Source organism: Thermostichus sp. MS-CIW-36 (assembly GCF_054059035.1).
The window spans coordinates 1-25,825 of the sequence record NZ_JBSSBR010000028.1 but is presented as its reverse complement, the minus strand read 5'-3'; the positions used below and the strand labels follow the sequence as shown (position 1 = coordinate 25,825).

Here is a 25,825-nt window from a genome sequence, read left to right as displayed (position 1 = left end):
GGCGTATCTCCCTCTTTCAGTTGGGCGTTTTCATAGTTAACATTCCACCTAGGCAAATGACAATTTCGCTGTGGCCAATTGACGGTCTGAGCCAATTGACGGTCTGAGCTGATGCGGTTGTCAGATGCTCTCTTCAAAATAATCACTATCAATCTTCTTTACCGGATACAATGAAACTGTAGATACGCCAACGTCGTGCTCAATCATTAGATTTGTTAGTTGTTCGCCGTCAATCAAAACAATCTTACTGCCGATCTGCGAAACGTAGCTGCTAGCGTCTTCAGTAAACCTGGAGGTAGTGATAAAAATACCCTTGTTTGCTCTTTGAGCCTGTAAAGCACCCACAAACTGCATGACATCAGGACGACCTACCGGATTGCTATCCCAACGCTTTGCCTGAATATACACAACATCAAGACCGAGTTTGTCCTCTTTTATGATCCCATCAATTCCACCATCGCCACTCTTGCCAATTGCTTTGCCTGCATCTGCCCGTGAGCCTCCGTAGCCCATTTTAACCAGCAGCTCCACAACAACCTTTTCGAAGAAGGCGGGCGATACTTTCTTTAGCTTGGCAAGCAATTCGTCAGCCAGTTTGTCACGGAGATTTTCATAAGCAGTTTCTAACTGTTCTAATGGTGTTGCCGGCGAAATCTCTGATAAACCTTTTTGTTCGTTTGACTTATCGCTGCTTCTTGTACCTTTAGGCTTCTCAAATTCCAGGAACTCAGGATATTGCCTGAGTAACTCTACATTGATGGTTTTGGGCTGTTTTTCAAGAAGATCTCTTCCGCGGTCAGTAATTTGGTAGAATCCTCTGCGCGTTGTTTCCAGCAGCCCTGCCTTTTTCATATAAGTTGCAGCCCAGCCGACGCGATTGACAAAGGTTGGCTGTACACCGCTCGGCAGCATCTCCCTGAGATCGTCCTCTGTGAGGCCCAGTTCCTTTGCCAGAACTTCAACAGCTTCGCTGGTTGATATTTCGGTTTCTTTACGTGCTGCAAACTGGAGAAGTGGCAACATCAAGCTCTGATAATCGGGAACGGCCATTTGTAGAACCGATGTGAAGACAGGGATCCCAAACCGAAGTAGGTTCCACCCATAACTTTACGCCAACCCTCTGCTGCAAGCCAGTTAGGGTATCCGCCAGGCCGGGAAGCCTCTGAAAAAAGTTTGACGTGGATGGCTCAGGCGTGATTTGAACACGCGACCAAGGGCTTATGAGTCCCCTGCTCTACCGCTGAGCTACTGAGCCAGGACAGCGCTTAACTAGAATAGCACTCTTGGGCCGGAACTGCGCCTCAGAAAATCCCCTCAGCCCCCTCTCGGGAAGAAGCCCCAGACAAGGCAATGCCTATCGGCAGGCCAGGGCAGCTTCGTAAACCCGTCGGTTGGCCGCGAGAGACTTCTCCAAATCCACCAGTGGGCGAGGGTAGTCCACCCCCAATCGGACTCCAAATTGCTTCTGCTCGGCAGCAGTGAGGCGATAGGGCTCGTGGATTTTATCCCCCGGGATCCCGGCCAATTCCGGCAACCAGTGGCGCAGATAGTCTCCTTTGGGATCGTACTCGCGAGATTGTTTGGGGATGTGGAAGTAGCGGAAGCCGCGGGCATCGTTCCCTACGCCGGCGGTGTAGTTCCAATTGCCGTAGTTGCTGGCCACGTCGTAGTCGATGAGCAGCGACTCAAACCACTCAGCGCCCATGCGCCAGTCGATGCCCAGGTTCTTGGTCAAAAAGCTGGCCACATTCTGCCGTCCCCGGTTGGACATAAATCCGGTAGCCGCCAGCTCCCGCATGTTGGCATCCACCAAGGGGTAGCCCGTCTCACCCCGACACCAAGCCTGAAAGCGCGGCCAATCCTGCTGCCAAGGGATGGGGATCCCTTGGATCCCAGAAGGACGGAACAGTTTGGCGCCGTGCTTGGCCAAGATAAACCGAAAATAATCCCGCCACAGCAGCTCAAACACCAGCCAGTAGGTGGACTCATTGCGCACCCGCTCCTGCTCGTAACGCTTGACCTCGGCATAGACGGTGCGGGCCGAGATACAGCCCAGCGCCAACCAAGCAGAAAGCCGGGAGCTATCGTCGGGATCCAACATGCCGTTGCGGGTTTCTTTGTAGATGCGCAGCCGATCCAGATCCCAAAAGTAGGTTTGCAGGCGGGCATGGGCAGCAGTGCTGCCGCCAAGGTAGGTGAAGCGGGCCCGTGGATCCCTAGCAGGTGAAGATAGCCCCAGCGAGGCCAGGGTGGGCAGAGGGCCGGGATCCAAACCCGATGGCAGGGGGGGGATCGCGGGAATGGGCAAGGGATCCCGGATGGGAGTGCTTTCCTCGACTTGCTTTCGAAAGCGGGTGAACAGCTCCGGCAGTTGCGAGAGGCAAAAGGGGAGATCTTCAGGGTGGTAGAGGGTGTGGCCCCAATCGACCTGCAACGGGATCCCCAGAGACCGCAAAGCCCGCTCAACAGCAGCCGCCACCTCCTTCTCCTCGGTGCCCACCTCTTCATGGGCGTAGACCGCCTTGACTCCCCACTCCTGTGCCAAGGTGGGGATCACGTGTTCCGGCTGTCCCTGGCGGATCACCAAATCCGAGCCGCGCGACCGCAACTGCTGCCGCAAATCCGCCAAACTCTCCAGCAAAAACTGACCGCGGAAAGGGCCGGTTCTGGGGCGGAGCCCAAGGGAAGTCTCGCCGAACTGGCGGGGATCCAAGCAATACAAGGGGATCAAAGGGGATCCCTGTTGGCAGGCCCGCGTCAGCGGCTGGTGATCCAGCAGGCGCAAGTCGGTGCGAAACCACAGCAGGACGGTCATTCTGCAGCTACCCTACACGGATCCCGCGGACTCAGACTTGGACACCCGAACCCCAGCTGGACGCCCCAGCTCAGGGCTGGGAACAAAATGAGGCACATCGGCAGCCGGGATGTGAACAGGGGCCTTGGTGCGCGGATGATAGGTTTGCCGGGCGGGACGATGGCGCAGCGAGAACGTGCCAAAGCGAGCCAGCCGCACGGATCCCCCCTGGGCCAGGCATTGGCTAATGCTGTCCAGCATAGCCTCCAGAGCAGCAGCAGCCATTTCCACGGTCAGGCCATCCACCTGCGCGGCCATCTGGCGGGCCAGCAAACGGCGAGTCAAATGAGGAGGAGAAGCCACCAACCGACCCTCTAGACAACAGAACACAGACAGGGGCTTAGAGCACCTCCAGTTCACTCTCGAAAAACCAATGTCGAGAGCGATCGGGAAACTCCAGAATGTAGCCGACACCGCTGCCATCGACCACACGCCGTGCCAGCACCACAGCCTCTTTGCCCACCAGAGCGCTGAGGTTTTCTTGTCCGCGATCCTGGACAGAGCGAACTTTGACCTTATTGCCAACTTTGATTGCCATAGCCGATTCGGCAAAACCGCGAAGAGATTTACCACTCAAGATGGTACGGCAAAAGTCTCCTTGCCAAGATCCTGCCGCACCTCTGCTGGAGTTGACCCCGATGGGATTGCTAGGATGGAGTAAGAGTGCTGCGCCCCCGGGAAGACCGCCTCCGTGATTGCCCTTTCCCTCAAACCCGCCCACTGCTCCTGGAGCGTTATCAGCTTTCCCTCCACCCTCTACACTCAGCCTGTCCTCGATCTCTTGATCTCAAAAGTCCCTCCTGCCTGGAGAGCGGAGATACGTTTGGGCCTACAGGAAGCAATCATCAATGCCGTCCGCCACGGCAACGGCCTCGACCCCAACAAGAAGGTGATCATCGAGTACGCCAGCTCGGAGCCCTTTTACCAATGGCTAGTGCGAGATCAAGGGCCCGGCTTTTGTCCCCAAGAGAAGCTCCACCGATGCCAACATAACATCTTGGAAACCGAAGAGTCGGGCCGAGGAATGCTGCTGCTCACCCAAATCTTCGACTTTGTGGAGTGGAATGAAATGGGCAACCAGGTCTATCTGGCCAAGTACATCCACCCCAACTGCCGGGATCCCTGGATAGTCTGACCCTCAATACCACTCCCAAAACAGCTTGCCCATTTGGGTAATCTGGCAGCCCCGATCGGGGTAGGGAGCTTCAGAAACCGCTAGGGCTGTGGTGGCGAAGGCAAAGCGCGTGGATGCCCAGCGGGATCCCTTAGCGCTCCGCGCCGCTGACGCGACCGGGTCGGGCAGCTCGCTTTCCAAGAGCAACCCCAGGGATCCATAGCCATAGCCCAAATTGCGGTGGGGCAGGGAAGCCACCAACTTGCGCCAGGCGCGATTTGCACTCAAGGGGGGATCCGCGAGGGCCGTCTCCAGAGCCCCCAAAGAAGAGGCCAGGTAGGAATAGCCTTTGCGATCGGCATGATACACCTGTGCCGGCAGCGGGATCCCTGGCAGCGTTAGCGCTCCGCGCCGCTGACGCGACTGGGGGAGAGCCTCTGCCGCCTGCAATGACGCGGATCCTCCTTTCCCACTGACTTCCAGCGGCTCGCCTGCCAACACAGGGATCTCCGGTCGATGGATAGAGCGGTAAGGACTCCGTCCCGCTGTCGCCACCGGCTGGGGTTCTGACTGCCCCCTTGCGGGAATGGTTGGTTTGGCCCAGGCGGTGGCGGTGCCACGCTTCGTTGCCAGAGAGATTACCTGCCAGCCTTGGGCGCGTGCCCGCTCATCCAAGTCGAAATAAGGACTCCGTCCCGCTGTCGCGACCGACTCATCCGGCAGCTTACCGACCCACAGCCAGGCTGGATCCCCGTCGCCGGGCAAAAGGGCAAAGGCAAACTCTCCCCGTTCCGGCAACAGACGCTGCCAGTCCAGCGCCACCTGAGATTGCAAGCGCTGCAGCCACTGGCCGGGATCCACCCGCAACCCCAGGGGATTTAGGGGCTGGATCTGCCCCAGGCTCTGCCAAACTGAGGCCAGATTCTCTCCGGAAACCAGCGCCAAGGTCTCATCCGGCAGATGTTGAAGGATCTGCGGGCGAAAGGCTTCTGCTGTCGGCAAGGAGAACCCGGCAGGCGCATGCCAGAGGGCAGCACTTTCGGCCACCAAGCCGCGGAAGTTTACCCCCAACCCCAGCCCTACCGCCTGCAACGTCAGCCCGTCTGGAGAAACCGCCTCTGGATTTTGCCAGAAGGCCCAACCCACATGCGCCTCCCGCAGCGGCTGGATGACCTGCTGAAACAGAGGCTGAGCCACCAGAGACAACTGCGGCAACTGCCAAGCATCGATTGCAGCCCGAATGGCAGCAGACTGCTCCGCCAACAACACGTATTGCTCGCCGAAAACGGCTGCCGAGAACCCCTGCAGGCCCGGAATCGGGCTGGACACCACCTGAATGCCCTTGTAAGTGTCTACCTGCACCGGCCTCCCGGCCAAGCTCTGCCGTTCCCACAATAGGTTCAGCTCAAACTGAGAGAGCGCCGCATCCCGCGTTTCCAGGGCAACCAAAGTGCCCCACTCCGGCAAACTGGCCAAGAGGGTGCTCTTCCCCAGCCAGGGCCGCACCTCCCGCTCGAAATCAAGGGATCCCCCGGCCAGCATGGATCCCAGCCAGCCTGGGCCTTCAGGGGAGAAAAACTTTTGCCACTGCTGACGGGCAGCGCGTCGCTGGGGGGCAGGAGTTGCCGCTTGCCAAAACGCTTGCACCTCGTCCAGGGGAACAGCCAACACCAGCAGCGCTTGCGCAGAGCTGGGGGCAAAGCCCACAATGGGTGGCAGCTCCGGGTGGGCCAGCAACAAAGCCACCGGACTGCGGGTGAGCAGCCATACGACAACCCACACCACCATGGCGGCCAGAAGACCAAGCCCAATCAGGATCCCGCGCAAAAGTTGCCGTCGTCCCATATCTCATCTCTTCACCGAGGGAGACGTAGCGCGTGTACCCAGGCCCTAATGCTTCACATCACTGGCATGAACAGGCCCAGGAAGAAGAGCTGCCCTCAGTCCTGCATGATAAAACCTTACCATGGAACAGAGGCTAACCCTGGTGTGCCAGCTGGAGCCCACCGCTGAGCAGGCGGCCGAGTTTAGAGGCACCCCACAAGCCTTTGTGATCCGCACTACCATTCCAAATGCGCCCCTGTGTGCGTCCAACGCGCAGATCAGCCCTGCCTTGACCAGCCCGGCAGCTATCTAGGCCCATCCGAAAGTCAAACCCATGTCAGAGTTTCAACTGGTTTCTCCCTATCAACCCACCGGAGATCAACCTAAGGCAATTGCCGGCTTGGTGAAGTCGATTTCAGAAGGCCATCGTTTTCAAACCTTGCTGGGAGCAACCGGAACCGGCAAAACGTTTACCATCGCCCATACCATTCAGCAGGTGGGCAGGCCCACCTTAGTGATGGCCCACAATAAGACTTTGGCAGCACAACTGTGCAATGAGCTGCGGGAGCTTTTTCCTCACAATGCCGTTGAATACTTCATCAGCTATTACGACTACTATCAACCGGAAGCCTATGTTCCCAGCACCGATACATACATTGCCAAATCTTCTTCCATCAACGATGAAATCGATATGTTGCGGCACTCGGCTACCCGCTCTTTGTTTGAACGGCGGGATGTGATTGTGGTGGCCTCGGTGAGCTGCATCTATGGTCTGGGCATGCCAGAGGAGTACCTGAAGGCTTCCATCCCCTTCAAAGTCGGCCAGGAGATCAACCAACGGGATGTCTTGCGGGCTCTGGCCAGCATCCAGTACGAGCGCAACGATTTAGAGCTGGTGCGAGGGCGATTTCGCCTCAAAGGAGATGTGCTGGAAATTGTGCCGGCGTATGAGGATCGGGTCATTCGCATCGAATTTTTTGGGGATGAGATCGAGGCCATTCGCTTAATCGACCCGGTTACAGGTGAGATTTTGAACAGCCTCAGCGCCCTCAGAGTTTATCCTGCTCGGCACTTTGTGACGCCAGAAGCACAACTGGAGCGGGCGATCCTCAATATCGAGCAAGAACTGGAAGAGCAACTGGCCCTCTTTCGCAAAGAAGGCAAGCTCCTGGAAGCCCAACGCCTAGAGCAGCGCACCCGCTACGACCTAGAAATGCTGCGAGAGGTGGGCTATTGCAATGGGATCGAAAACTACTCCAGACATTTAACAGGGCGCAAAGCAGGAGAGCCCCCCGCCTGCTTGGTGGATTATTTCAAGGCCAACGATTGGCTGCTGGTGGTGGATGAATCCCACGTGACCGTGCCCCAAATTCGCGGCATGTACAATGGCGACCGTGCCCGCAAGCAGGTGCTGGTGGATCACGGTTTTCGCCTGCCCAGCGCCCTCGACAATCGCCCCCTCAAAGCCGAAGAATTTTGGGCCAAGGTTCATCAGTGTATCTTTGTTTCGGCTACCCCCGGCAACTGGGAACTGGAGCAGAGCGAGGCCCAATTTGAAACCCGGGTGGAAGATGGCAAGACCTTGAAGTTTTATGTGCAGGGCAGCGGTCGGGTTATCGAACAGGTGATTCGGCCCACTGGGGTGGTGGATCCCGAGGTGCATGTGCGCCCTACGGCTGGGCAAGTGGACGATTTGCTGGGAGAAATTTATTTGCGATTGGAGCGCTCTCGGCAGGGATCTGCCGAACGGGTGATCGTGACCACCCTCACCAAACGGATGGCAGAGGACCTCACGGAATATCTCCAGGAGCGAGGGATCCGAGTTCGCTATTTGCATTCCGAGATCACCTCGATTGAGCGAATTGAAATCCTACAAGACTTTCGAGAAGGGGCCTTTGACGTGTTGGTAGGAGTTAACTTGCTGCGGGAAGGGTTAGACCTGCCGGAAGTCTCCTTGGTGGCCATTTTGGATGCTGACAAAGAAGGGTTTTTGCGAGCAGAGCGCTCCCTGATTCAGATGATCGGGCGGGCAGCGCGGAATGTCCGTGGAACGGTGGTGATGTACGCCGACACCATGACCGGCAGCATGGCCCGGGCCATTGCCGAAACCCAGCGTCGCCGCGAGATTCAATTGCAATACAACCGCCAACACAACATTGCGCCCAAGCCCATTGTCAAGAAAAACAGCAATGCCATCTTGTCTTTTTTGGCCATCTCCCGCAAACTCAGCAACCCAGATCTGGAAAAAGCCTTTCAAGCTGCGCAAGAGATCCCTCTCTCCGAGATTCCGGAGCTGATCGGCCAACTGGAACTCAAGATGAAAGAGGCCGCCAAAAACCTAGAATTTGAGGAAGCCGCCGAGCTGCGAGATAGAATCAAAAAGCTGCGTCAACGCCTTCTGGGCCATTCTCAGGGCACCTAAAATCCTTGCTCAGATCGGCCAAAATTGAGGTCGGCTTGTGCCACCATGAGCTTGCGGGGCAGCACCAGGGATCCCCAATTGATCGATAGGCGTTCGTACCAAACCGGCCATGCAGGACTCCGTCCCACTTAAGCGAGCAGCTCTTTGGGTTGGGCTGACGGTGGGGATAGGTCTCTGGCTCACCCCTGCCGTCGCCTCTGCCTCCTCAGGGATCCCCTTGGCTCAAGCCCTTGAATTTCGGGATCCCAACTTTTTCCTGGCCGATCCCCGACCCACGCCGGCTGAAGCGCCAACTCCTGAGGGATCCCCTGCTCCGGCTCCCAGCCCAGTCGGGATCCCTTTGACCGGCCAAGAGGGCACAGAGGTGTTGGTGGGGAACATACCGGTGTTCCGCCTGCAGACGGCAGACTACCCCAGCGATGTGCGGGCCGACAACGTTCGGGCGATCATCGAGCGCTTTCTGGAAGAAGGCCAGTTGCCGGAGCCAGAGGTACGGGTGGCCCAGGATGCCAATGGGCAATACATCTTACGCCTGGGGGAAAGAGGCCGCTTTGAGCGCACACAACGGTATTTGTTCACCGTCACCTATGCCGATGCAGCCGCAGAGCGCAGGGTGGCACCGGGTCAGGTGAGCCTGAATGACGTGCGTCTGGTGGCCAACAGTTGGGCGCGGCGGTTGGAGCAAGCGATTGCCGATTACCGCGAAGATCTGCTGGCTCTGCAGCGGGCCCAGGATCCGCGCGTGCTGGTTCTGACCCTTTTGGCAGGGATCGCCACCCTGGTGGTGGGGTTCTTTCTCTGGCGGCTGTTCGACCGCAGCTTAACCCGCTTGCAACGCTGGTTGGAGCTTAAGGCCGGAGAGACCTGGGGCACCTGGATCGATGTGGGTGGGATGCTGCTGCGGGGCGTGGGGGTGATCCTCATCGCCGGCATCTCGCTGGATCGCGGCATCAGCTTCATACCTGCCCTACGACCGTTTCAGCGCTCCTTTTACCTGGGCCTGGGTCGTGTGGTCGCCACGGCTCTGGGCGTTCTCACCCAGCCTCTGCCCAACTCCAGCGTTTCGATTGCCAGCTTGCTGGTCTTCCTCGTCCTCTCCATCTTGGTTTTCACCGGCGCCCACTACGTCAGTGTTGGCTTCAAGCAGCGCTTTTTGGCACGCCTGGGGCTGGATCTGGGCACCCAAGAGTCTTCGGCGGCCATCTTCAAGTACATCCTGACCCTGTTCGGCATCCTTCTGGTCTTGCCCTTCAGCGGCCTTAATCTGGGCTCCTTGGCGGTTATTGCCGGGGCGGTGGGTTTGGGGATCGGCTTTGGTTTGCAAAACCTCTCCAACAACTACATCAGCTACATTGCCATTTTGCTGGAGCGCCCCATCCAAATCGGGGATCTGGTGGAAGTGGACAACCTGCTCGGCACAGTGGAGCGCATTGGCCCACGGGCCACCGTCTTGCGCACCCTGGATCGCATTTTTGTGATTGTGCCCAACTCCCGCTTTACCGAATCGAAGGTGGTGAACTGGAGCTACCGGGATCCCCGCTGTCGCATTCACATTCCGGTCGGCGTGGCCTACGGCTCCGATACCGCCTTGGTTACCGAAGCCCTGCTCAGCGCCGCCAAAGAAAATGCTCGGGTGTTGAGCAGCCCCGCCCCCCAAGTCTGGCTCAAGTCCTTTGGCCCTTCTGCACTTAACTTTGAGCTGCTGGTGTGGATCAACCGTCCTCAAGATCAGTTTGTCTTGATCAGCGAGCTAAACTTCCTGATCGAGGCTGAGTTTCGGCGACGTGGGATCCGCATCCCCTTCCCGCAACAAGATATTCATATCCGCAGCCTAGAGGGATTTGCCCCCCTCAGTCAAAATGGCGGATCCCCTTCTTTGCCCGATACCGACTCCATTCACTCTGCCCTCAAAGAAGCGGCTCAATCGCCGGAAGACCAAAATGGTGTTTCCTAAGCTATTGCCTGCCATTGACACCCTATCGACACCATGTTGCAGCGGTTAGATGAGGTACTGGGAAGCTTTGGCAGCCATCCCCGTTGGGCTGAACTGAAGCAAATGCAAACCCTGCGGCAGCTCTGGCCCGAACTCGTCGGAGAGGCCGTAGCCGCCCAAACCTATCCTCTCAGCCTGCGCCGACAGGTGCTGCAGGTGGCCACCTCTACCCCGGCCTGGGCACAAAACTTAACCTTGCAACGCCAGATCATTCTCAGGAAACTCAACAGCCGGCTACAATCTCCCCTCAGCGATATCCGCTTCAGCCCTGGTGCCTGGCACAAGGGATCCAGCCAAGCCACCCCCCACCCTGATGCGGAGCTGACCAGCAAGTTTTATGGCGCTCCCCGCCTAGCAGACCAAGATGGACAACGCCCTGGATCCTGTCGCAGCCCCAATCCAAAACAGCCCACCTCCGACCCGAAAGTGGCTTTCGAGCGCTGGGCCAGAGTGGTGAAGCAACAACAAACCCAGGAGAACCTGTTCCCTTGCCCCGCCTGCCGCTGTCCTACCCCTGCCGCCGAATTGGAGCGTTGGTTTGTCTGCGGGTTCTGCCATCGACAATCCTTGCGCCCGCCCAGCTAACTCAGGAAACTCGAATTACGGTTGCTTCAAATGGCAATCAAACGATTCGTCAGGTCGATCCCCAACTTCTTTCTTCCTCTGAGAGAGGTTGTGGATGGTTACGGCAGCGGCAAGGAGCGCTTGGGAAGCGTCTCAACCCAGTTTGAAATGCAACTGCGAACCCTTAATCGTTCATAGCCCGATAGGTGGCCACCGAAGACGGCGATACACGGTTTAGATAGCGAAAGATCCAATACTTAAAAAGTGTATCCAGAAAAACCGGAAAAGTAGCAATAAAGCCGTAGATAAAATCGCGATTCTCCGGTACCCCCAAATGAGCAGCTAAATTACCCAGCAGCACCTCCCAACCGTGGGGAGAGTGATAACCGACAAACACATCGGTAAAGAGAATAATAATGAAAGCCTTGGCACTATCGCTGAGACCGTAGATCAGACGATCCAAAAAAGACTTGAGGACTTCGATTTCCTCACGCCCAACAAAGATAAGCCAGCCAAACACCAGCAGCGAAAGCAAATCAGCAAGGATATTCTTCAAGCCTTCCGAGTTCCTACGGCTATATTTTTTCAGCAGTTCCTCTGCCTTCATGGACAGTTGATCTGCTGATTCCAGATCCCACTCTGGGGGTTGATGGTGCAAAGCTCGCTCAAATTCTATTCTTTCCTTGAAAAACTCGAACTCTGACAGGGCTTTTTCTTGGAATTCGTGGCTTAGAGCCACAATGGCAGGCTCCCGTTGTTGCAAGTGATCTACCAATGGCCCAAACAGAAAGTTTTTCGAGAGGATCTGGGTGAGCAGAGGCAAAATGGCCAACAACAACAGAAAACGAATCGATACCAGTGTGCGAGTGCGAGCCTCGCGATACTCCTGGATCAGTTCCTCTTCGGCCTGGGAACTCAGCTCACGGCGGATTTGGCTGGCTGTGCGCAGAATAGAACGGGGCAGAATCGCAGCTTTGGAAGCGACCGGGGCAGCGCCATTGCCGGAGCCTGCCTTGACAGAGACATCAGGAGAACTGGGTTGGGTTGAGGTAGGTTGTTCTGGCCGTTCGAGAGGCTCAGGTGAAGTGGAAATTGAAGCAGAGATGGGCTGGGATTTTCTGGTCGGGCGTTTGTATCGAGAAGTCACCTGATCGATAAACTGCAGTTTCTCCAAGATGGAAAGATCTCGTCTTTGGCGACCATTCTCGGAGTTTTCGCTGCTGCTTTCAGAAACATTGGCCTCAGCGGCATGGAGTTGTTGAGCTTTATCTTGGGCAGAAGTAGGGCCGCTGCCATTTTGCTCGGGATCCGGCAGGCGAGAAAGGGCGCTGCTGGCTCTGAACTCTGCCAAACGCAGATCGATCTGGCGCAGTTGCCGGCGCAGTTGAATTTGAAAGTAGCGGCTGACATTCTGGCCATGTTGCCCGTTGCTGCCGATGGATCCTCCCTGGAAGTATTGATCCTCGATGGCTTTAATGCGCAGGGCAGCCTCATAAGCTTGGTCAAGGGAGCGCAGGGGGGTATTCGAGATCCATTGGCCCAGCCTGCTCAATACGGATTCTCCCATTGCTCGTTCCCGTGGCACTCCCCATGGGGGCCGATCCACACATTACAGTGATCCGATTGACTAATTATTGTAACGAGTCCTGGGTGCCTAGGCGGGAATCCCAACGGTGGAGAAGTACTTGCAGAGACTGGCCCTGCCTCGACAGAAGTACAGACCGGCACCTTTGGGTCAGAGCAAACTTCAGTATCCCTTAAAGCGCTTGAGGGCAAAGCCACAGATCTGCAGCAGCCGCAGCCCCTCTCGCACATGGTGAATGTTGGAGCGACCATAGGTTCTGGGGAAATAGCGCACGGGGATATCCAGGATCTTCAGGGTGCGCTTGGCGGATCCCAGCAACAGGTCAAAATCTCCAAACGGGTCGAAATCCCCCCACTCTTGGCACAGCTTGGCAATCTGCTGGTAATCCTCCCGCCACAGGGCCTTGGTGCCACAGAGGGAATCTTTGATGCGGATGCCGAGAATGTAGGAGAGGAGAGCGGCAAAAAAACGATTGGCCCATTGGTTTAGCCGAGGCATTGCCTCTGGTTTCAGGGGATAGATAAGGCGACAACCATTGGCAAAATCACATCGCCCGGAAGCCACAGCCCGGAAAAACTTGGGCATGTCCTCTGCCTGTACCGTCAAATCGGCATCGAGGATGATCAACACATCCCCTGTAGCGGCAGCCAGCCCCTTGCGCACCGCATCCCCCTTGCCCTTGCCCTCCTGCCGTAGAGCCCGGATATTGCGGATCCCTTGGTATTCCGCCTGCACCCGCTGGATCTCGGCCCAAGTCTCGTCGCTGGAATGCCCCTCCACAAAAATGATCTCGGTGCGGGATCCCATCTCGGGCAAATGTTCCACGCAGCGGCGGATGTTGCCCGCTTCATTCCGAGCCGGAATCACCACGGTGCAGGAAGGCTGCTGCTCAGGGGGGGGATCCCAGGCAGGGTCGGGCTGCAGGCGAGCGATCGTGTACTCTGTCAGGCAGAGGGCGTTGATCCCGGGCAATGGGGCAATCACCCGGTTGATCACAGTCGAAAGGAACGGGATCCGCCGCGGCAACAACAGCCGCTTGCCCTGCTGAATGACCTCGTATCCTGCCAAGTGCAGCAGGTTGGCCACATCGGCTGCCGAGAGCCAATTAGCTGCCGGCAGAGGCATCCGTTGCTTCAGAGCGGTTGCCAAGCCCAGAATCGGCTCCCAGAGCGGGTTGTGGTGGGAGAGGATCAGGCGGGTGCGTGGGGTACAGAAGCGGCGCAACTGCTGGAGAACCTGCTGGATGTCGGCCAGGTAGCCCAGGGTATTGACGAGCAAGATCACATCAAAAGGCTCCGCCAAGACGGGATCCCCTTTGTCCAGCGTGTGGGCATCTTGCACCCGGAAATGGAGATGGGGAAACTCTGCCTGAGCTTGGGCAACAATGTCCGCATCCCGGTCGATCCCCACCCCGAAGCTGGGCTGCAAGGCATTGAGCAGGGATCCCGTGCCGGAACCAATCTCCAAGATGCGCAAACCGGCAGGGACAAAAAAGCGATGCAGCCGCTCCAGATCCTCGTGGTAGTAGCGGTTTTTTTGCCGCCAGTAATACAAGGGGTGGGTCAACGCTGGCAAGGGATCCCTGGGGTATCGCTGGATAGTCTTCGATCATAAGGTGTGATCGTTTGCAACAACGGCTTCAAGCACCTTAGATCTCAATCTGTTGGTCACCCAACCCAGCTGGATCCCCGACAACAGGGGCGAAGCCCTCCAGCGATTGCGTACCGCAGCCACATCTTGCCACCCCAGTCTCTCCCCACCCAGCGATAGCAGTACAGGGAAAAGGGAAGCATTGGCGGGCAAGTGCCAACGAGCGGGGATCTCAGCGACGACGCACTTTATCCCTTTGGCTGACAAAGATGATGGCGCCAAAGAGAGCCCCCAGCACAACTGCACCAGCCACCAAGCTCCAGAGGAAGTTTGCAAGTGAGGGAGTCATAAAAGCGTTTCCTCCTCGTGCAAATAACCATTGCCCAACGGCTTTTCGATTATACCGAGCCCTGTCACCCTTCCAAAGCCTGCCTTTGTCCCTGCCGGGCGCTGTCATTTGGTAGTTTGGTATTCCAGGGGCACCTCCTCTAGGGTTTGGCTCTTGCCGGCAAAGGGGTTATCCGGCGTTAAGAACAGCATACAGTGACATTCCTTTCGCTCCCGCATGGGTACACAGGGGCAATTCCAATAGCCTGCTTTTGCTTCTGCCTCTTTGTCTTCATAAAAACGACAGGGACACAGCGGGGCGCCCAATTGCTCTTTGTGCAGAGCCAAGCCTTCGATCACCGCCGTCGTAATTGATGGATCCGAGCAGAAAAAGGTCTCGGAGCGTTTGGCGTAGGTTTCTGCGAAATGCCGCATCAACTCAAAGCTCTTCTGTGAGGACTTTTTGTAACCACGACTTTCCATGACGATTCCCAAAAGTGGAACTAACCGGCTGTTGCTAGCAATGGGGCCCACAGCTTTTTCCAGGGACACTTCCTGAAGACAGCACAAACGTCTGCAGGGTCGGGATCCTACTGAGACCCCCCACAACGTCGGGAAAAGCTGTATCTCGCTCTTCGTTGTACTGCAGACCTCCGGGCAAGACAAAAGATTACGCCCTTGCTGTTACACAAGGCAACACCCAAGCGCCTTAACAAGAGCTGGCCTTGGCGTACTCCAGAGAATACCGTTAATGGGATCCCTCTCCTCAGGGCACGACCAACACCGGGCAGGGGGCAAGATCGATCACGCGGTGGCTGACAGAGTTATTCTGCCCCTCTCCGGAGAGGGTGAGGCCGCGGCAGCCCATCACAATCAGGCTGATCTCCAGCTCGTCTGCCACATCACAGATGACAAAAGGCACCTTCCCCTCTCGATACTCACTCTTGACGTTGCTAAGGCCGATTTGATGCAGGCCAGACTCCGTTTGCTTAAGCAGGTTGTGGATGTTCTGCCGGGCTTGCTCGGCTCGCTCCGGGTCAAGCTCCGTATCATCCAGCACAGAAAGCAAATACACTTGGCTCTTGTAGCGCTGTGCTATGTCCGCCACCAAGGGCAAGGCGTGGCTGGTTTCACGCGAGTTATCGATGGGAAAGAGCAGTTTGTCGAACATAGCCGAGGATTCCGCGGTCAAGCCCATTCCCTATCCAAGTTGGGGGCTTGCCCTATTCTATCAATTTTACCGGGAGCTCAATGGCCTCATTCCACCCCTGCCCGTTTTCCTGTTGTCAGGGGCTCCACCTGGGCTGCTTCGCCCTAGCTGCAAACGGAGCTCCTCTGCTGTTTGGATGAGTAGCCATTCTATCATCCCGCGAAAGTCCAGCCGCCCTAAGCCATGCTGGGCTGAAGTTTACGCAATTCCTGCCAAAAATCCATTATTTTCAGATTGACCAAACTTGGAAAAGAATAATGAAAAAAGTGTCGCCCCCCAGGGCAAAACCACATTTGATCCCCTGGCTTTAGGTGGTTTCTCCACTTCTCGAGCGAAGCAGGATCCACAATGGGGTCATCCTTGCTGGCGCAAACCAACATCGGCACCGACACTTTCTGGGCTGGAATCGCTATCACCTGAAATAGGGAGTGAGGTATGGGAGAAGTATCCAAATCTTTAGCCAGAGCATAGGAGAGTGAGCGTGCTCGCCACTGTTCTGAAGTAGGTAGAAGGCTCTGGGCTATACGCACCAAGAGTTGTTCCCGACTCCAGCAAAAGATTTTTCGCTGCACATAGAAATGGGCATGCCAAGTGGTAGCAGGCCAACCTCCCACGGCCAGCAAGGTCAGAGACTGTACCCGCTGTGGGTAACGGCAGGCAAAAAGATAAGCGGCCACCCCGCTCAAGCCGTGGCCGATAAGATGAACGGGTCGATCCCAAGCTTTGAGATATTCGTATAGCAGCGTGATTACAGTCTCCAGGCTACAAGGCTCATCCTGGGTTTGGTGGTACTCCCAGTAGGCTATCCGAAAGCATTTCCCCAGGGATCCTAATAAAGGCTGATCAAAGAGCTTGAGACTGGGAGAAATGCCCAGATACAGGGCCTCAAAAGCGAGCGCAGAAGCGGAGCTTAAACTCATATTCGCTATTCCATCTCGACTGTTAAAACCATCAAGGCTGCTAGCCAAACAAAAGATCTACAAAGTCCACTAGCCAGAAACCAACCGGCAAAGTGCGGTTGAACCATGCAATTGTGAACAGTGCAATTGCCATTGGAAAATGCGGCCCAAAGGATCCGAGCCGATCTGGATAGAGGAGAGGGGACAATACCCCTCTCCTTTCTGCAGATCCCCGAACCAGGGAGCCTCAAACCTCATTCACAGCCCAGGCAAAATCTGGGCCAACACGTCCGCACTGTTCAGGAGCATGTAGGCAAACAGGGCACCGCCAACGCCGCCCACCAGAAACCCTCCCGCCAACTGGCTCCAGCCGGCACGGGTGCGCAAGTTTTCGGGCAAGTCCTCCGATCCTGCCGGTACTCGCACCGGCTGAGGGGATCCCTGCGATTCCGCCATCAGTTGCACTCCCGGCGTCGGATAGGCCACCTCTCCATAGGGGGTGTTCACCACCGCCACCAGCCGCGAGCGCGGAAAAGAGACTCGTCCATAGATCGAAAGACAAACCGTTAGGATCAGCACCAGACCAATGGCCGCCAGCGTACCTGCCGTCAGGGCTTGCTCCGAATTCCGCAGCGGACTCAACTTGTAAAACGGCCCCACCAGGAAGTACCCATGGGCCATGCCGATCTCCAAACCGCGCAGGAAAGGCGACAAGCCCTCCCGGTAGATGGGCAGGTTTTGCAGCAGCAGCAGGGTGAGATCGCCCTGGTTTACCGGCGTGTCCAAGTTGCCCACCTGGGGATCTGTGGCTCGCACCCAGCCCCCGCGCTGGAAGTCAAAGCCGCTGGCCGCCGCCCGCGCCCGGATGGCATGCCAGATGTGCCCCGCCAAAAACAGGATCCCCAAGACAAAGTGGGCTGTAGCCAACCAGGTACGGCTGCTTACAATTCCCCTTTCGTCAGCGGCCAGCCCCAGCGGCCCGTAAAAAGCCGCAGGGTAGGCGATCTCATTGACGCTGACAAAATAGGCCGCCAAGATGCCCATGTAAGCCAGGGCCCCCAGGCTGTAGGAGAGGTAGGCTTCGCCCGAGTAGATCAAGACTTGCTTGGCCCAGGCAAAGGGGCGCGTGGCTATGTGCCACCATCCCCCCAGCACGCAGAGCAGGCCCACGTAGATGTGTCCCCCCACCAGGTCTTCCAGGTTGTCCACGGCGGCCATGCCCTGCTGACCCATCAGCGGCGTCAAGTAGGCGAAGATCCGCAGCGGATTGAGGGTGGGATCCGCAACGATCCGCACGCGGCCCAGGTTGGCATCGTACAGCCCTCCCCAAAAGAGAGCCTTGGCCACCAGCAGCCATGCACCCAGCCCCAGCAGCAGCAGGTGGATGCCGAGGATGGTGGTCATCTTGTCGTCATCTTCCCAGTCGTAGCCGAAAAACTCGGCAAAGGTTTTCCCCTTGCTCAGCACCTCTGGTCCCAAAAGGGCATGGAAGATCCCTCCTGCCCCCAGCACTGCCGAGGCAATTAGGTGCAGAACGCCCACGACAAAAAAGGGATAGGGATCCGTAACCACCCCTTCTGCGTTGACGCCGATGCCCAAGCTGGCCAGATGGGGCAACAAAATCAGCCCCTGGCTGTACATAGGTTGATTTGGATCCCAGTGGGCCACCTCGAACAAGGTCATGCCGCCGGCCCACAGCATGATCAGCCCCGCATGGGCCACGTGGGCCCCCAGCAGCTTTCCGGATAGGTTGAGCAAACGAGCATTCCCTGCCAACCAACTGACCTGAGGGGATCCCTCAGCAGAAGTAGGCGATGAAGATAGAACTGCGCCGGTCATGACAAACTCCCACAGTATCAATGACAAGTTAAGAAGCCGGGTTTGAATTACAGATTGAAGAGCGTTTTTAGTTTAGCCGTCCACTCTTTAATTCGTTTTTCCGTCAGCTCTGGTTGGTTATCTTCGTCCAGAGCAAGGCCGACAAACTCACCGTCAACCACTCCCTTAGACTCGTTGAACTCGTAGCCTTCTGTAGGCCAGGAGCCGACATTTTTGCCGCCACGCTCGGCAATTTTTTCGGCCAGGATCCCCATGGCATCTTGAAAGTTGTCGGGATAGCCCAACTGATCCCCAACTCCAAAGTAGGCTACCGTCTTACCGGAAAAATCGATCTCATCCAAATTTGGGAAAAAACCATCCCAATCAGCCTGAAGCTCCCCAATATTCCAAGTTGGACAGCCGATGATTAAGTAGTCGTACTTCTCAAAGTCCTCAATGTTGGCCTCGGCAATGTCAATTAAATCTACATTGTCTTCGCCCAGCTCTTTTTGAATCATCTCGGCAGCTCTTTCGGTATTTCCGGTTTGAGTGCCGAAAAATAGACCTATTTTTGCCATTGCTCCTACCTCGAAACTGCAAGTGCGAAGCTCAAAATCAGATGGCTAGATAGTCAATGCCTTCAGCGTGCCGTTAGGCCTGCTGTGCAGCGAGCTCTACTCTGCCGGTACGGAAATTGAATCCTCGGGCTTTCAGGGCATGGAAAAGGTGGCCCTGAAGGAAGAAAAAGGCCAGCCAAAAGTGGGCATTGGCCAGCCAAACCCTAGACGTGAGAGCCTCTCCTTGCTCAAAAAAGGGATAGCGATCCAAGCCCACCTGAAGCAGCGGCCCATAGAAAACTTCGGGATAAACCACTGGGTTAACCGCAACAAAATAGGCAGCAATAAACCCCATCAAGGCCAAAGCTCCCAGGCTGTAGGAAAGATAAGCCTCTCCCGACCAGACAAAAATTCGCTCTGCCCAGCCAAAAGGCTTGGTCACGATATGCCAAATGCCCCCCGCCACCAAGAGCAAGCCCAGCCAGAGGTGGCCGCCCACCACGTCTTCCAAAGTGTCCACCCCTGCTATCCAATGGCGTCCTTCCGCGCCCAACAGGTGCCCAAACGGATTCCAATTGGGAAGGATGGTGCGCACCTCTCCCACCCCAGGGTCAAACAATCCGCCAAACACTGTTGCCTTAAGCACCAGCAGCCATGCCCCCAGTCCCAGCAGCACCAGGTGGATCCCTAGGATGGTGGTCATCTTGTTTTTGTCCTGCCAGTCATAGCTAAACAGGGGGAAGGCTTTGGCCTCCAGCACCGCCGGCCCCCGCAGGGCATGAAAAATACCGCCAAACCCCAAAAAAGCAGAGCTAATCAGATGTACGGCCCCCACCGCAAAGTAGATACCGGTATCCAGAATTTCCCCGCCGGATCCCACTCCCAGCCCCAAGCTGGCCAAGTGGGGCAACAGGATTAGCCCCTGCTCGTACATCGGCTGGGTCGGGTCAAAATTGGCCAACTCGAATAGGGTCATGATACCGGCCCAGAGAACGATGAGCCCGGCATGGGCCACGTGGGCCCCCAACAGTCGGCCAGAAAGATCGGTCAAACGGGCGTTGCCCGCCCACCAGGGGATCTGCTTTTGCAAGTTAGATTGGCCTTCTTGCGCTGATGTCGTCGCTGTCATATCCGTCTCTCCTGACTTCCCGAGTTCCTTCCAGAAAAAGGCCAGAGACCTCGCCTCAAGCCCGGCCCTGGCCTCCTGGACACATCCTTTCGAGACACGCGACCACTATTGATATTAAATCTCAATAGCGATCCCTGATATACTCTAAACTTATTGAGAAAAACTATCAAGTTCAAGAAGTTAATTTTTATTAACAACCAGAAACGATGGCAAAAAGTCCCAAGGGCTCCCCTCTAGGGAACCAGTTGGGGGAAAGAGCAAATTGTAAGCAATTACAAAAAATCTTGATTTTCTTAAGACTAAGTCTCAACAACTGGATTACAATGGGGCATCATTCAGCCAAGCCAGACAGGGCTGGGAGGAAAGGAGTCAGTGCATATGTCGGGGCATCTCAAGCTTTGGACAGGTATAGGACTTTACATTTTGGTGAGCGGGGCTGCGTGTGGGGAAACTCGAAGGGAGCCTTCTACTGGGAGCACTGGAGGCGATCCGCCAGTTCTGAGCGTGGCTTCGACGAATCCGGAGTGCCGGCCCATCCCTGTGGAAGGGGGTGGGGAGGGAGGAGAGGAAGGGGGAGGTTCTCTGGGCTTAGGCTCCACCCGGCCAGCGGTAGTGCTCGCTCCCGAACAGCAGTTTCAAGATCGCCAAATCCTCGTTGACTTTGCGGATCAGGTGGTGATCCCTGCCTACGAGCAGTTGGCAGCCGATACCCAAGCGCTGTCGCAAGCCATCCAGGCCTTTGTCAAAGATCCTAATCCGCGGACTTTAGAGGCGGCTCGCCAGGCTTGGTCTGTTGCCCGCATCACTTGGGAGGAGAGCGAGGCTTTTGCCTTTGGGCCGGCGGCTTATTTGGGGCTGGATGCGGATTTGGACGAATGGCCCCTGAACGAGGTGGAGGTGCTGGAAGTTCTCAACAGCGGCGATCCCCTCACTCCAGAGACCGTGGCCGAGTTGGAAAGCGGGCAAAAGGGATTTCATGCCGTGGCCTTCTTGCTCTTTGGCGTGGATAACAACAAGTCTTTGCAAGACTTTACCGAGCGGGATCGGGAGTACTTGGCTGCCCTTGGCCCAGTTTTGGCGGATACGGCGGCAAAGCTGCTCAAAAGCTGGACAGAGGGAGTGCAAGGGCTGCCTGCTTTTCGCGAAGAATGGGTAAAAGCCGGCGAGGGCAGCAAGAGTTATCTCACGCTGCAAGCTGCTGCTGAAGAAATAGCCCAAGGTATTCTCGGCATGTTGGACGAGCTGGGCAAGGTCAAAATTGGCGAAGCCTTCGCCCAGCAAAATCCTTTTCTGCTGGAAAGTCGCTTTGCCCACCATTCGCTGCCGGAGTTCCAGGCCAATGTGCGCAGCGTTCAGTATGCTTACTTGGGCGGATTTAGAGATAGAAAAGGTCGTGGCCTGAGCCAATTTGTCCGGGACATCAATCCCAATTTGGATAGTCAAATTCAGTCGGAGTTACAAGCAGCGGCGGCGGCTCTCCAGGGGATCCCTGCCCCTATCGAAAAAAGCCTTTGCGATGCCAATGCCCGTGGATCTATTACTGCCGCTATGGAAAAAATTGAAGACGCTTTCGACAGCTTTGCTCAGGAAGTTGTGCCGCTCCTGCAGTAGTAAGAAAGTCCCAAAAGAGCTGAGTTGCCGATATTTTGATAGCCGATGCGTCGTCTTCTCCAGATTTTCATGCTGGGATTGGCCTCTCTTTGGGCGGCGAGCTTTCTGGCTTTCCCCGCTGCCCCAGAGGGATCCCAGCCATTGCCCCCTCGAGCGGGTGGCGAAACAACCCTTTGGAACCGCACCTCAACAGCCTACGAGCAGCCGGCTCCCAACTTGGATCCCCGCTGGGCCAGGTTGCATGCCCTGGGGGACATCGCCTTTGAGGCTCGCTTCGTCACCGCTCCGGCGCCTGTTAACCCCGGCCTTGGGCCTCTGTTCAACAACAACTCCTGCGCCGGTTGTCATGTTAAAAACGGCCGAGGTTTTCCTGACAAGGGGCAGCGGGTCGTCAGAGTCAGCCAGGTTGGATCCCTGGATAGAAGCGGGGATCCCCAGCCTTTTGGATGGGAGGCCATTGCTCCTCATAGCAACACTCCCCCTGTGGCCGGCATCGGCACGCAGGTTCAAGAAAAGGCCGTTCGGGGCTATCGGCCAGAGGCCAAGGTGGAATTGCACTGGGTAGAGCAGACCAGAGAGTACGCCGACGGAACTCCCTACAGGCTGCGTTCTCCTGTTGTAAAGCTGTTAACTCTGGAGGGATCGCCCATCGATCCTGTCCTCATCTCCCTGCGGATCCCCCAGCCGGTGTTTGGAGCGGGCCTACTGGAGGCCGTTCCCGCTTCTAGGATCCTGGCAGCAGCCGATCCTGACGACGCCGATGGGGATGGCATCTCTGGCCGCCCCAACTTGGTTTGGGATCAAGAGCAGCAGCGTCTGGTGCTGGGACGGTTTGGTTGGAAAGCCAATACCCCCAACCTCAGGCAACAAACTGCGGCCGCCTACGCCAACGATATGGGTGTTACGAATCCTCTCTTTCCTGCCGGGGATGGCGGCCAAGACATTGACGAGGCCACTCTCAAAGCAACAACCGTTTACGTGCAAACCCTGGCCGTGCCTGGCCGCGCCCTTTGGCAGGATCCCCAAGTTCAGCGAGGGGAAAAGCTCTTCGTCCAAGCCCAATGCGCCAAGTGTCACCGACCAGAGCTACAAACCGGCATTCATGAGATCCCTGCCCTGGCCAACCAAGTCATCCACCCCTACACCGATTTGCTGTTGCATGACATGGGCGAAGGACTAGCAGATGGCCGCGCTGACTTCGAGGCCACGGGCCGAGAATGGCGCACCCCCCCTTTGTGGGGCATCGGCTTGTCGCAGACAGTTCTGCCCTCCTCCGGCTATTTGCACGATGGCCGCGCCCGCAGCCTCGAGGAGGCCATTCTCTGGCATGGGGGAGAAGCTGAACGCTCCCGCGAGATCTTTAAAAATATGGCTGCTGAAGACAGAGAAGCCCTGCTCTATTTTCTTCGATCCCTCTAGAGCTCTGCCCATTTCCGCAGCAGGTTCGCGTAAACTTTGGAGATCAAATCAAAGTGGCGTGTCTTGCCCGATTCCTGAAACATCTGCTGCCGCACAGTCTGTAAATCAAAGAGGATCTCGCGTTCTTGCGGATCCCTAATTAGGCTTTGAACCCAACTGACGGCAGCATAGCGGATCCCACGGGTTACAGGCTCAACTCGGTGCAAGGTGGAAGCAGGATAGAGGATCAAAGCACCCGCCGGCAGCTTGTAGGCTTGCTCCCCCTCGCTACTCTCGATCTTCAGCTCACCGCCATCATAGTCTTCAGGGGCACTTAGAAATAGCGTAAAGGAAATATCCGTGCGCATCAGCTGATGCCGATCGAGCATCAGCGCATCGTCGGTATGAGTGCCATAGGACATTCCCGCTTCGTAGCAGCTAATTAAAATGGAATGAATGAGCTTGGGCCGGGCAGCCATCTGGAACAACAAATTACGCCCTAGAGCTGCCAAGATAATCTCCTCTATCTTCCGTTGCTGAAGGGATCCCTTTGGCATTTGCCTATTGTTTTTGACAAGCCTGGCATTCCAGCCTGCCGTCAGAGCACCATCCACAAATTCAGCATCGGCTATGAGGGACAGAATCTGTTGCAATTCTGCTAAACTAAGAACATCGCCAATACACAAGATCATTATCAACCTCTAAAAAGCAAAATACATGACACCTTCTACACTAGCAAAACAAGCCTTATGAAAATCATGCCTACTTCGAGCATCCCTCGGAAACCTTAAGCATCTAGCAGAGAAAGTAGAGATCTTTTGCCCTATGCAGCCACCTTCTGGTATTCGACAAAAAGAGCTCTGCGAGCTATTGGGCTTAGACTACAAGGCTGTTGCCACCGAGGCAAAGCGTCTGGGCTTGAGCACACATGCCTATCTGCAACAGAAAACAGGTTGGATCCTGAAGGATGAACTCTATTATCCGCCCGGCACTACCTTTGACAAGTCAGCAGATGGCGAGTCAGTAGGATCGTCCCCTACCCCCTCAGAGGATTTGTCCTCTAGCAGCAAAATCAATTCCAGAAAAAGGAAAGACATCCTCTCACTGCTGTTGTTGCTTGTTGTCCTGTTAGCTGCCATCTTGCTGGCCCGTCGCTTAGATCCAGAGGCAACTCGAGAATTTATAGCAAAACTAGGCCCCTGGGCACCCCTTGCCCTGATTGGATTACGCTCCCTGAGTATTATTATTCCTGCCATACCCAGCACCCTTTACTCCATCTTGGCAGGAGCCCTCTTTGGATTTGGATCGGGAATCCTTTACATTGCAATTGCTGATTTTATCTCTTGTACACTTAACTTCTACCTAGCCAGAAAGTTTGGTAGAGACCTAGTACAGCGAGTAGTTGGGCGACAATGGATGTACAAAGTCGATGCCCTTTCAGCTAACTATCTGGAAAACAATATTTTTCTTACAGCTGGTTTTTTAATGACGGGCCTATTCGACTTTGTCGCCTACGCCGCCGGCCTAACCCAAATAAAATGGCAGAACTTTCTTCTCGCCCTAGCTTTGGGCATTGCCGTCTCTACACCCCCAGTAGTGGCTCTGGGGGCAGGGATCCTAGAGCAGGGAAGGTGGCTGCTGGGCTTTGCTTTGCTGGGAATGTTTGCTTTGGCGATGTTAAGCGGCTGGCTGAGTAAAAGGCGGCGTTCTTAACTTGCCTTTGATAAAGTCAGAACAAAAGCAAGGTCAGCAGTGGCTTCTAACTCATGGGGAACATTTGCCGAAATTAAGACAAATATGCCCGGAGATAGAGAGATCTTCTCACCTGCAAGGGTTAAGACTCCAGTTCCTTCAATGACGTGGAGAGTAGCGTCCCTTGTGGAGGTATGCTCGGAAATACTTGTGCCTCCCGCCATACAGAAAAGAGTATGTTGGCAGACTTCACTTTTCCAAATGATCTTGCTGAGAACTCCTTCCACAGAATAAGCAATGTGATCTTTGAGCTGCAAAAAAGGTGACTCAGGGGAGACAAGAGACATCATTAAGCCTCCTTCTTGGCAATCAGTATGATGTAGCCTAGGTTATTTCGATATCGGCTAAAGATTTGCTTCATAGATAAGATCCGCTGCCGGATTACAGGACGTGTAAGCACATTCCACACCATAGTTAAGAGCGTCGGCAATCCTTCCTCTGTAGCAATAGCAACGGGATTGAGCAAAGTTAAGGGGCCGGTGGCATACTGGACAACCGTAAGATTTGCTTGCTGAACAGTTGCAAGCCAGCTGTCAGTAGATAAAGGATTGGCATTGACATGGATTACGGAGGATAACTCCTTGCGGATAGCGTCGCTGTTGGATCCCTCAACTCGCAGCTCATGGCTGAGGAACTTACCCCCTGGCTTGAGGCAATTGTAAATCCCTGACAAAATCTTAGATTTTCCTGCATCGGACTGCATTGTTAAAATAGCTTCCGCCAAGACATAGTCAAATTTCTGATCGATTTGATCTAGGTGAAAGATATCGCCCTCGAGGATCTCAACTTGGCCGGCTAGCCCTGCTGCAGAAACATTAGCGCGAGTGCGAGCAATGTTATCTGGATTTTTCTCAATGCCGGTAACATGTATGCCATAGCGCTTTGCCAATCGAATAGCCGTGTAGCCAAGGCCTGAGGCAAGTTCCAGCACAGTTTCTCCTCGACGGAACTCGGCAAACTTGAAGAGCCGTTCGGTAGCGCCAAAGCCCCCCGGTCGAAGTGCCTTTTTACCTGCCGCAGCCAGTACCTGGTGTCCAGGTGCATTTTTTGAGTCCAGCTTAGACATAGGTAACTCCAAAAAAGATACAGCCTTTTAATTTAAAATAGGGTACAGGTATTCAAGAGGAAGGAGAGAAAGGAATGCCGACTCATTCTTTGGATTTGCGGCAAAGAGTTGT

At 55.7% G+C, this 25,825-nt stretch carries 25 protein-coding genes and 1 tRNA gene; 7 read left to right on the top strand and 19 right to left on the bottom strand.

Features of this window, described 5'->3' with window-relative positions:
* Positions 1–120: 120 nt before the first annotated feature.
* The 5 genes from ACVWVQ_RS11460 to petP all read right to left on the bottom strand — a co-directional run bounded on the left by ACVWVQ_RS11460 (position 121) and on the right by petP (position 3,392).
* Entirely contained in the window at positions 121–1,050 is a 930-nt protein-coding gene (locus ACVWVQ_RS11460; protein ID WP_457508534.1) for a restriction endonuclease, read from the bottom strand.
* A gap of 133 nt (positions 1,051–1,183) precedes the next feature.
* A tRNA-Met gene (locus ACVWVQ_RS11455) sits at positions 1,184–1,255 on the bottom strand.
* A gap of 99 nt (positions 1,256–1,354) precedes the next feature.
* The gene (locus tag ACVWVQ_RS11450; protein ID WP_457508532.1) at positions 1,355–2,815 is read right to left on the bottom strand and encodes a DASH family cryptochrome; all 1,461 of its coding nucleotides are present in this window, start codon (positions 2,813–2,815) and stop codon (positions 1,355–1,357) included.
* A 12-nt stretch (positions 2,816–2,827) separates the two neighbouring features.
* Positions 2,828–3,157, bottom strand: coding sequence for an HU family DNA-binding protein (locus ACVWVQ_RS11445; RefSeq protein WP_238376891.1), 330 nt, complete (start codon positions 3,155–3,157; stop codon positions 2,828–2,830).
* Positions 3,158–3,194: 37 nt separating this feature from the next.
* Positions 3,195–3,392, bottom strand: a complete 198-nt coding sequence (petP, locus tag ACVWVQ_RS11440) for a cytochrome b6f subunit PetP (protein ID WP_041436278.1) — start codon at positions 3,390–3,392, stop codon at positions 3,195–3,197.
* A 153-nt stretch (positions 3,393–3,545) separates the two neighbouring features.
* Between petP and ACVWVQ_RS11435 the strand changes: the two genes are divergently transcribed.
* Positions 3,546–3,989: an ATP-binding protein gene (locus ACVWVQ_RS11435; RefSeq protein ID WP_414328951.1), complete on the top strand. Its 444-nt coding sequence runs from the start codon at positions 3,546–3,548 to the stop codon at positions 3,987–3,989.
* A 3-nt stretch (positions 3,990–3,992) separates the two neighbouring features.
* On the opposite strand, the gene ACVWVQ_RS11430 is transcribed toward ACVWVQ_RS11435, so the two are convergent.
* Positions 3,993–5,813: a DUF3352 domain-containing protein gene (locus ACVWVQ_RS11430; protein WP_457508530.1), complete on the bottom strand. Its 1,821-nt coding sequence runs from the start codon at positions 5,811–5,813 to the stop codon at positions 3,993–3,995.
* 313 nt (positions 5,814–6,126) lie between these two features.
* Here ACVWVQ_RS11430 and uvrB point away from each other — a divergent pair, with 313 nt between their 5' ends.
* Complete coding sequence (gene uvrB / locus ACVWVQ_RS11425) at positions 6,127–8,214, top strand: excinuclease ABC subunit UvrB (protein ID WP_457508528.1); 2,088 nt, start codon at positions 6,127–6,129, stop codon at positions 8,212–8,214.
* On the opposite strand, the gene ACVWVQ_RS11420 is transcribed toward uvrB, so the two are convergent.
* On the bottom strand, positions 8,211–8,342 hold the full coding sequence (locus tag ACVWVQ_RS11420) for a hypothetical protein (RefSeq protein ID WP_414343450.1): 132 nt from the start codon (positions 8,340–8,342) through the stop codon (positions 8,211–8,213). The genes uvrB and ACVWVQ_RS11420 overlap by 4 nt on opposite strands.
* On the opposite strand from ACVWVQ_RS11420, the gene ACVWVQ_RS11415 reads away from it, so the two are divergent.
* Positions 8,324–10,168: a mechanosensitive ion channel domain-containing protein gene (locus ACVWVQ_RS11415; protein WP_457508526.1), complete on the top strand. Its 1,845-nt coding sequence runs from the start codon at positions 8,324–8,326 to the stop codon at positions 10,166–10,168. The two genes, ACVWVQ_RS11420 and ACVWVQ_RS11415, sit on opposite strands and share 19 nt — an antisense overlap.
* Before the next feature lie 33 nt (positions 10,169–10,201).
* Positions 10,202–10,792: a DUF721 domain-containing protein gene (locus tag ACVWVQ_RS11410; RefSeq protein ID WP_457508524.1), complete on the top strand. Its 591-nt coding sequence runs from the start codon at positions 10,202–10,204 to the stop codon at positions 10,790–10,792.
* A 163-nt stretch (positions 10,793–10,955) separates the two neighbouring features.
* On the opposite strand, the gene pxcA is transcribed toward ACVWVQ_RS11410, so the two are convergent.
* From pxcA to ACVWVQ_RS11365, 9 genes are all read right to left on the bottom strand, one after another.
* Positions 10,956–12,377, bottom strand: a complete 1,422-nt coding sequence (pxcA, locus tag ACVWVQ_RS11405) for a proton extrusion protein PcxA (protein WP_457508522.1) — start codon at positions 12,375–12,377, stop codon at positions 10,956–10,958.
* A gap of 141 nt (positions 12,378–12,518) precedes the next feature.
* Entirely contained in the window at positions 12,519–13,922 is a 1,404-nt protein-coding gene (locus ACVWVQ_RS11400; protein WP_457387514.1) for a glycosyltransferase, read from the bottom strand.
* Between the two features lie 256 nt (positions 13,923–14,178).
* Complete coding sequence (locus tag ACVWVQ_RS11395; RefSeq protein ID WP_011432450.1) at positions 14,179–14,295, bottom strand: photosystem II reaction center X protein; 117 nt, start codon at positions 14,293–14,295, stop codon at positions 14,179–14,181.
* A 104-nt stretch (positions 14,296–14,399) separates the two neighbouring features.
* Complete coding sequence (locus ACVWVQ_RS11390) at positions 14,400–14,756, bottom strand: ferredoxin-thioredoxin reductase catalytic domain-containing protein (RefSeq protein WP_011432451.1); 357 nt, start codon at positions 14,754–14,756, stop codon at positions 14,400–14,402.
* A 283-nt stretch (positions 14,757–15,039) separates the two neighbouring features.
* Positions 15,040–15,444 carry a universal stress protein gene (locus ACVWVQ_RS11385; RefSeq protein WP_457508520.1) on the bottom strand — a complete coding sequence of 135 codons (405 nt, stop codon included), beginning with the start codon at positions 15,442–15,444 and terminating at the stop codon, positions 15,040–15,042.
* 215 nt (positions 15,445–15,659) lie between these two features.
* On the bottom strand, positions 15,660–16,403 hold the full coding sequence (locus ACVWVQ_RS11380) for an alpha/beta fold hydrolase (RefSeq protein WP_414357692.1): 744 nt from the start codon (positions 16,401–16,403) through the stop codon (positions 15,660–15,662).
* Between the two features lie 237 nt (positions 16,404–16,640).
* Positions 16,641–18,221, bottom strand: a complete 1,581-nt coding sequence (locus tag ACVWVQ_RS11375) for a chlorophyll a/b binding light-harvesting protein (protein WP_414374509.1) — start codon at positions 18,219–18,221, stop codon at positions 16,641–16,643.
* A gap of 47 nt (positions 18,222–18,268) precedes the next feature.
* The gene (fldA, locus tag ACVWVQ_RS11370; protein ID WP_414407903.1) at positions 18,269–18,778 is read right to left on the bottom strand and encodes a flavodoxin FldA; all 510 of its coding nucleotides are present in this window, start codon (positions 18,776–18,778) and stop codon (positions 18,269–18,271) included.
* 73 nt (positions 18,779–18,851) lie between these two features.
* Positions 18,852–19,886 carry a chlorophyll a/b binding light-harvesting protein gene (locus tag ACVWVQ_RS11365; protein ID WP_414381561.1) on the bottom strand — a complete coding sequence of 345 codons (1,035 nt, stop codon included), beginning with the start codon at positions 19,884–19,886 and terminating at the stop codon, positions 18,852–18,854.
* Positions 19,887–20,390: 504 nt separating this feature from the next.
* Here ACVWVQ_RS11365 and ACVWVQ_RS11360 point away from each other — a divergent pair.
* Positions 20,391–21,497, top strand: a complete 1,107-nt coding sequence (locus ACVWVQ_RS11360; RefSeq protein ID WP_457503373.1) for an imelysin family protein — start codon at positions 20,391–20,393, stop codon at positions 21,495–21,497.
* 45 nt (positions 21,498–21,542) lie between these two features.
* Positions 21,543–22,916, top strand: coding sequence for a di-heme oxidoreductase family protein (locus tag ACVWVQ_RS11355; RefSeq protein ID WP_457508518.1), 1,374 nt, complete (start codon positions 21,543–21,545; stop codon positions 22,914–22,916).
* Here the strand turns inward: ACVWVQ_RS11355 and ACVWVQ_RS11350 are convergent.
* Complete coding sequence (locus ACVWVQ_RS11350) at positions 22,913–23,587, bottom strand: Fe2+-dependent dioxygenase (protein ID WP_457508516.1); 675 nt, start codon at positions 23,585–23,587, stop codon at positions 22,913–22,915. The two genes, ACVWVQ_RS11355 and ACVWVQ_RS11350, sit on opposite strands and share 4 nt — an antisense overlap.
* A 133-nt stretch (positions 23,588–23,720) precedes the next feature.
* Between ACVWVQ_RS11350 and ACVWVQ_RS11345 the strand changes: the two genes are divergently transcribed.
* On the top strand, positions 23,721–24,608 hold the full coding sequence (locus ACVWVQ_RS11345) for a TVP38/TMEM64 family protein (protein ID WP_228375352.1): 888 nt from the start codon (positions 23,721–23,723) through the stop codon (positions 24,606–24,608).
* Here the strand turns inward: ACVWVQ_RS11345 and ACVWVQ_RS11340 are convergent.
* Together ACVWVQ_RS11340 and ACVWVQ_RS11335 are read right to left on the bottom strand one after the other, a co-directional pair.
* Entirely contained in the window at positions 24,605–24,937 is a 333-nt protein-coding gene (locus ACVWVQ_RS11340; RefSeq protein ID WP_011433845.1) for a cupin domain-containing protein, read from the bottom strand. The two genes, ACVWVQ_RS11345 and ACVWVQ_RS11340, sit on opposite strands and share 4 nt — an antisense overlap.
* Positions 24,937–25,713 (bottom strand): SAM-dependent methyltransferase, encoded by a 777-nt coding sequence (locus tag ACVWVQ_RS11335; protein ID WP_414358094.1) that lies wholly within the window; start codon positions 25,711–25,713, stop codon positions 24,937–24,939. Before ACVWVQ_RS11335 ends, ACVWVQ_RS11340 begins: the two co-directional genes overlap by 1 nt.
* Positions 25,714–25,825: the final 112 nt, after the last annotated feature.

What these genes read in the sequence shown, in the direction of transcription:
- ACVWVQ_RS11450 (WP_457508532.1), bottom strand. Translation starts at nt 2,815, where the DNA reads ATGACCGTCCTGCTGTGGTTTCGCACCGACTTGCGCCTGCTGGATCAC.
- ACVWVQ_RS11340 (WP_011433845.1), bottom strand. Translation starts at nt 24,937, where the DNA reads ATGATGTCTCTTGTCTCCCCTGAGTCACCTTTTTTGCAGCTCAAAGAT.
- fldA (WP_414407903.1), bottom strand. Translation starts at nt 18,778, where the DNA reads ATGGCAAAAATAGGTCTATTTTTCGGCACTCAAACCGGAAATACCGAA.
- uvrB (WP_457508528.1), top strand. Translation starts at nt 6,127, where the DNA reads ATGTCAGAGTTTCAACTGGTTTCTCCCTATCAACCCACCGGAGATCAA.
- ACVWVQ_RS11460 (WP_457508534.1), bottom strand. Translation starts at nt 1,050, where the DNA reads ATGGCCGTTCCCGATTATCAGAGCTTGATGTTGCCACTTCTCCAGTTT.
- ACVWVQ_RS11380 (WP_414357692.1), bottom strand. Translation starts at nt 16,403, where the DNA reads ATGAGTTTAAGCTCCGCTTCTGCGCTCGCTTTTGAGGCCCTGTATCTG.
- ACVWVQ_RS11375 (WP_414374509.1), bottom strand. Translation starts at nt 18,221, where the DNA reads ATGACCGGCGCAGTTCTATCTTCATCGCCTACTTCTGCTGAGGGATCC.
- petP (WP_041436278.1), bottom strand. Translation starts at nt 3,392, where the DNA reads ATGGCAATCAAAGTTGGCAATAAGGTCAAAGTTCGCTCTGTCCAGGAT.
- ACVWVQ_RS11430 (WP_457508530.1), bottom strand. Translation starts at nt 5,813, where the DNA reads ATGGGACGACGGCAACTTTTGCGCGGGATCCTGATTGGGCTTGGTCTT.
- ACVWVQ_RS11410 (WP_457508524.1), top strand. Translation starts at nt 10,202, where the DNA reads ATGTTGCAGCGGTTAGATGAGGTACTGGGAAGCTTTGGCAGCCATCCC.
- ACVWVQ_RS11365 (WP_414381561.1), bottom strand. Translation starts at nt 19,886, where the DNA reads ATGACAGCGACGACATCAGCGCAAGAAGGCCAATCTAACTTGCAAAAG.
- ACVWVQ_RS11355 (WP_457508518.1), top strand. Translation starts at nt 21,543, where the DNA reads ATGCGTCGTCTTCTCCAGATTTTCATGCTGGGATTGGCCTCTCTTTGG.
- ACVWVQ_RS11385 (WP_457508520.1), bottom strand. Translation starts at nt 15,444, where the DNA reads ATGTTCGACAAACTGCTCTTTCCCATCGATAACTCGCGTGAAACCAGC.
- ACVWVQ_RS11395 (WP_011432450.1), bottom strand. Translation starts at nt 14,295, where the DNA reads ATGACTCCCTCACTTGCAAACTTCCTCTGGAGCTTGGTGGCTGGTGCA.
- ACVWVQ_RS11415 (WP_457508526.1), top strand. Translation starts at nt 8,324, where the DNA reads ATGCAGGACTCCGTCCCACTTAAGCGAGCAGCTCTTTGGGTTGGGCTG.
- ACVWVQ_RS11335 (WP_414358094.1), bottom strand. Translation starts at nt 25,713, where the DNA reads ATGTCTAAGCTGGACTCAAAAAATGCACCTGGACACCAGGTACTGGCT.
- ACVWVQ_RS11350 (WP_457508516.1), bottom strand. Translation starts at nt 23,587, where the DNA reads ATGATCTTGTGTATTGGCGATGTTCTTAGTTTAGCAGAATTGCAACAG.
- ACVWVQ_RS11390 (WP_011432451.1), bottom strand. Translation starts at nt 14,756, where the DNA reads ATGGAAAGTCGTGGTTACAAAAAGTCCTCACAGAAGAGCTTTGAGTTG.
- ACVWVQ_RS11345 (WP_228375352.1), top strand. Translation starts at nt 23,721, where the DNA reads ATGCAGCCACCTTCTGGTATTCGACAAAAAGAGCTCTGCGAGCTATTG.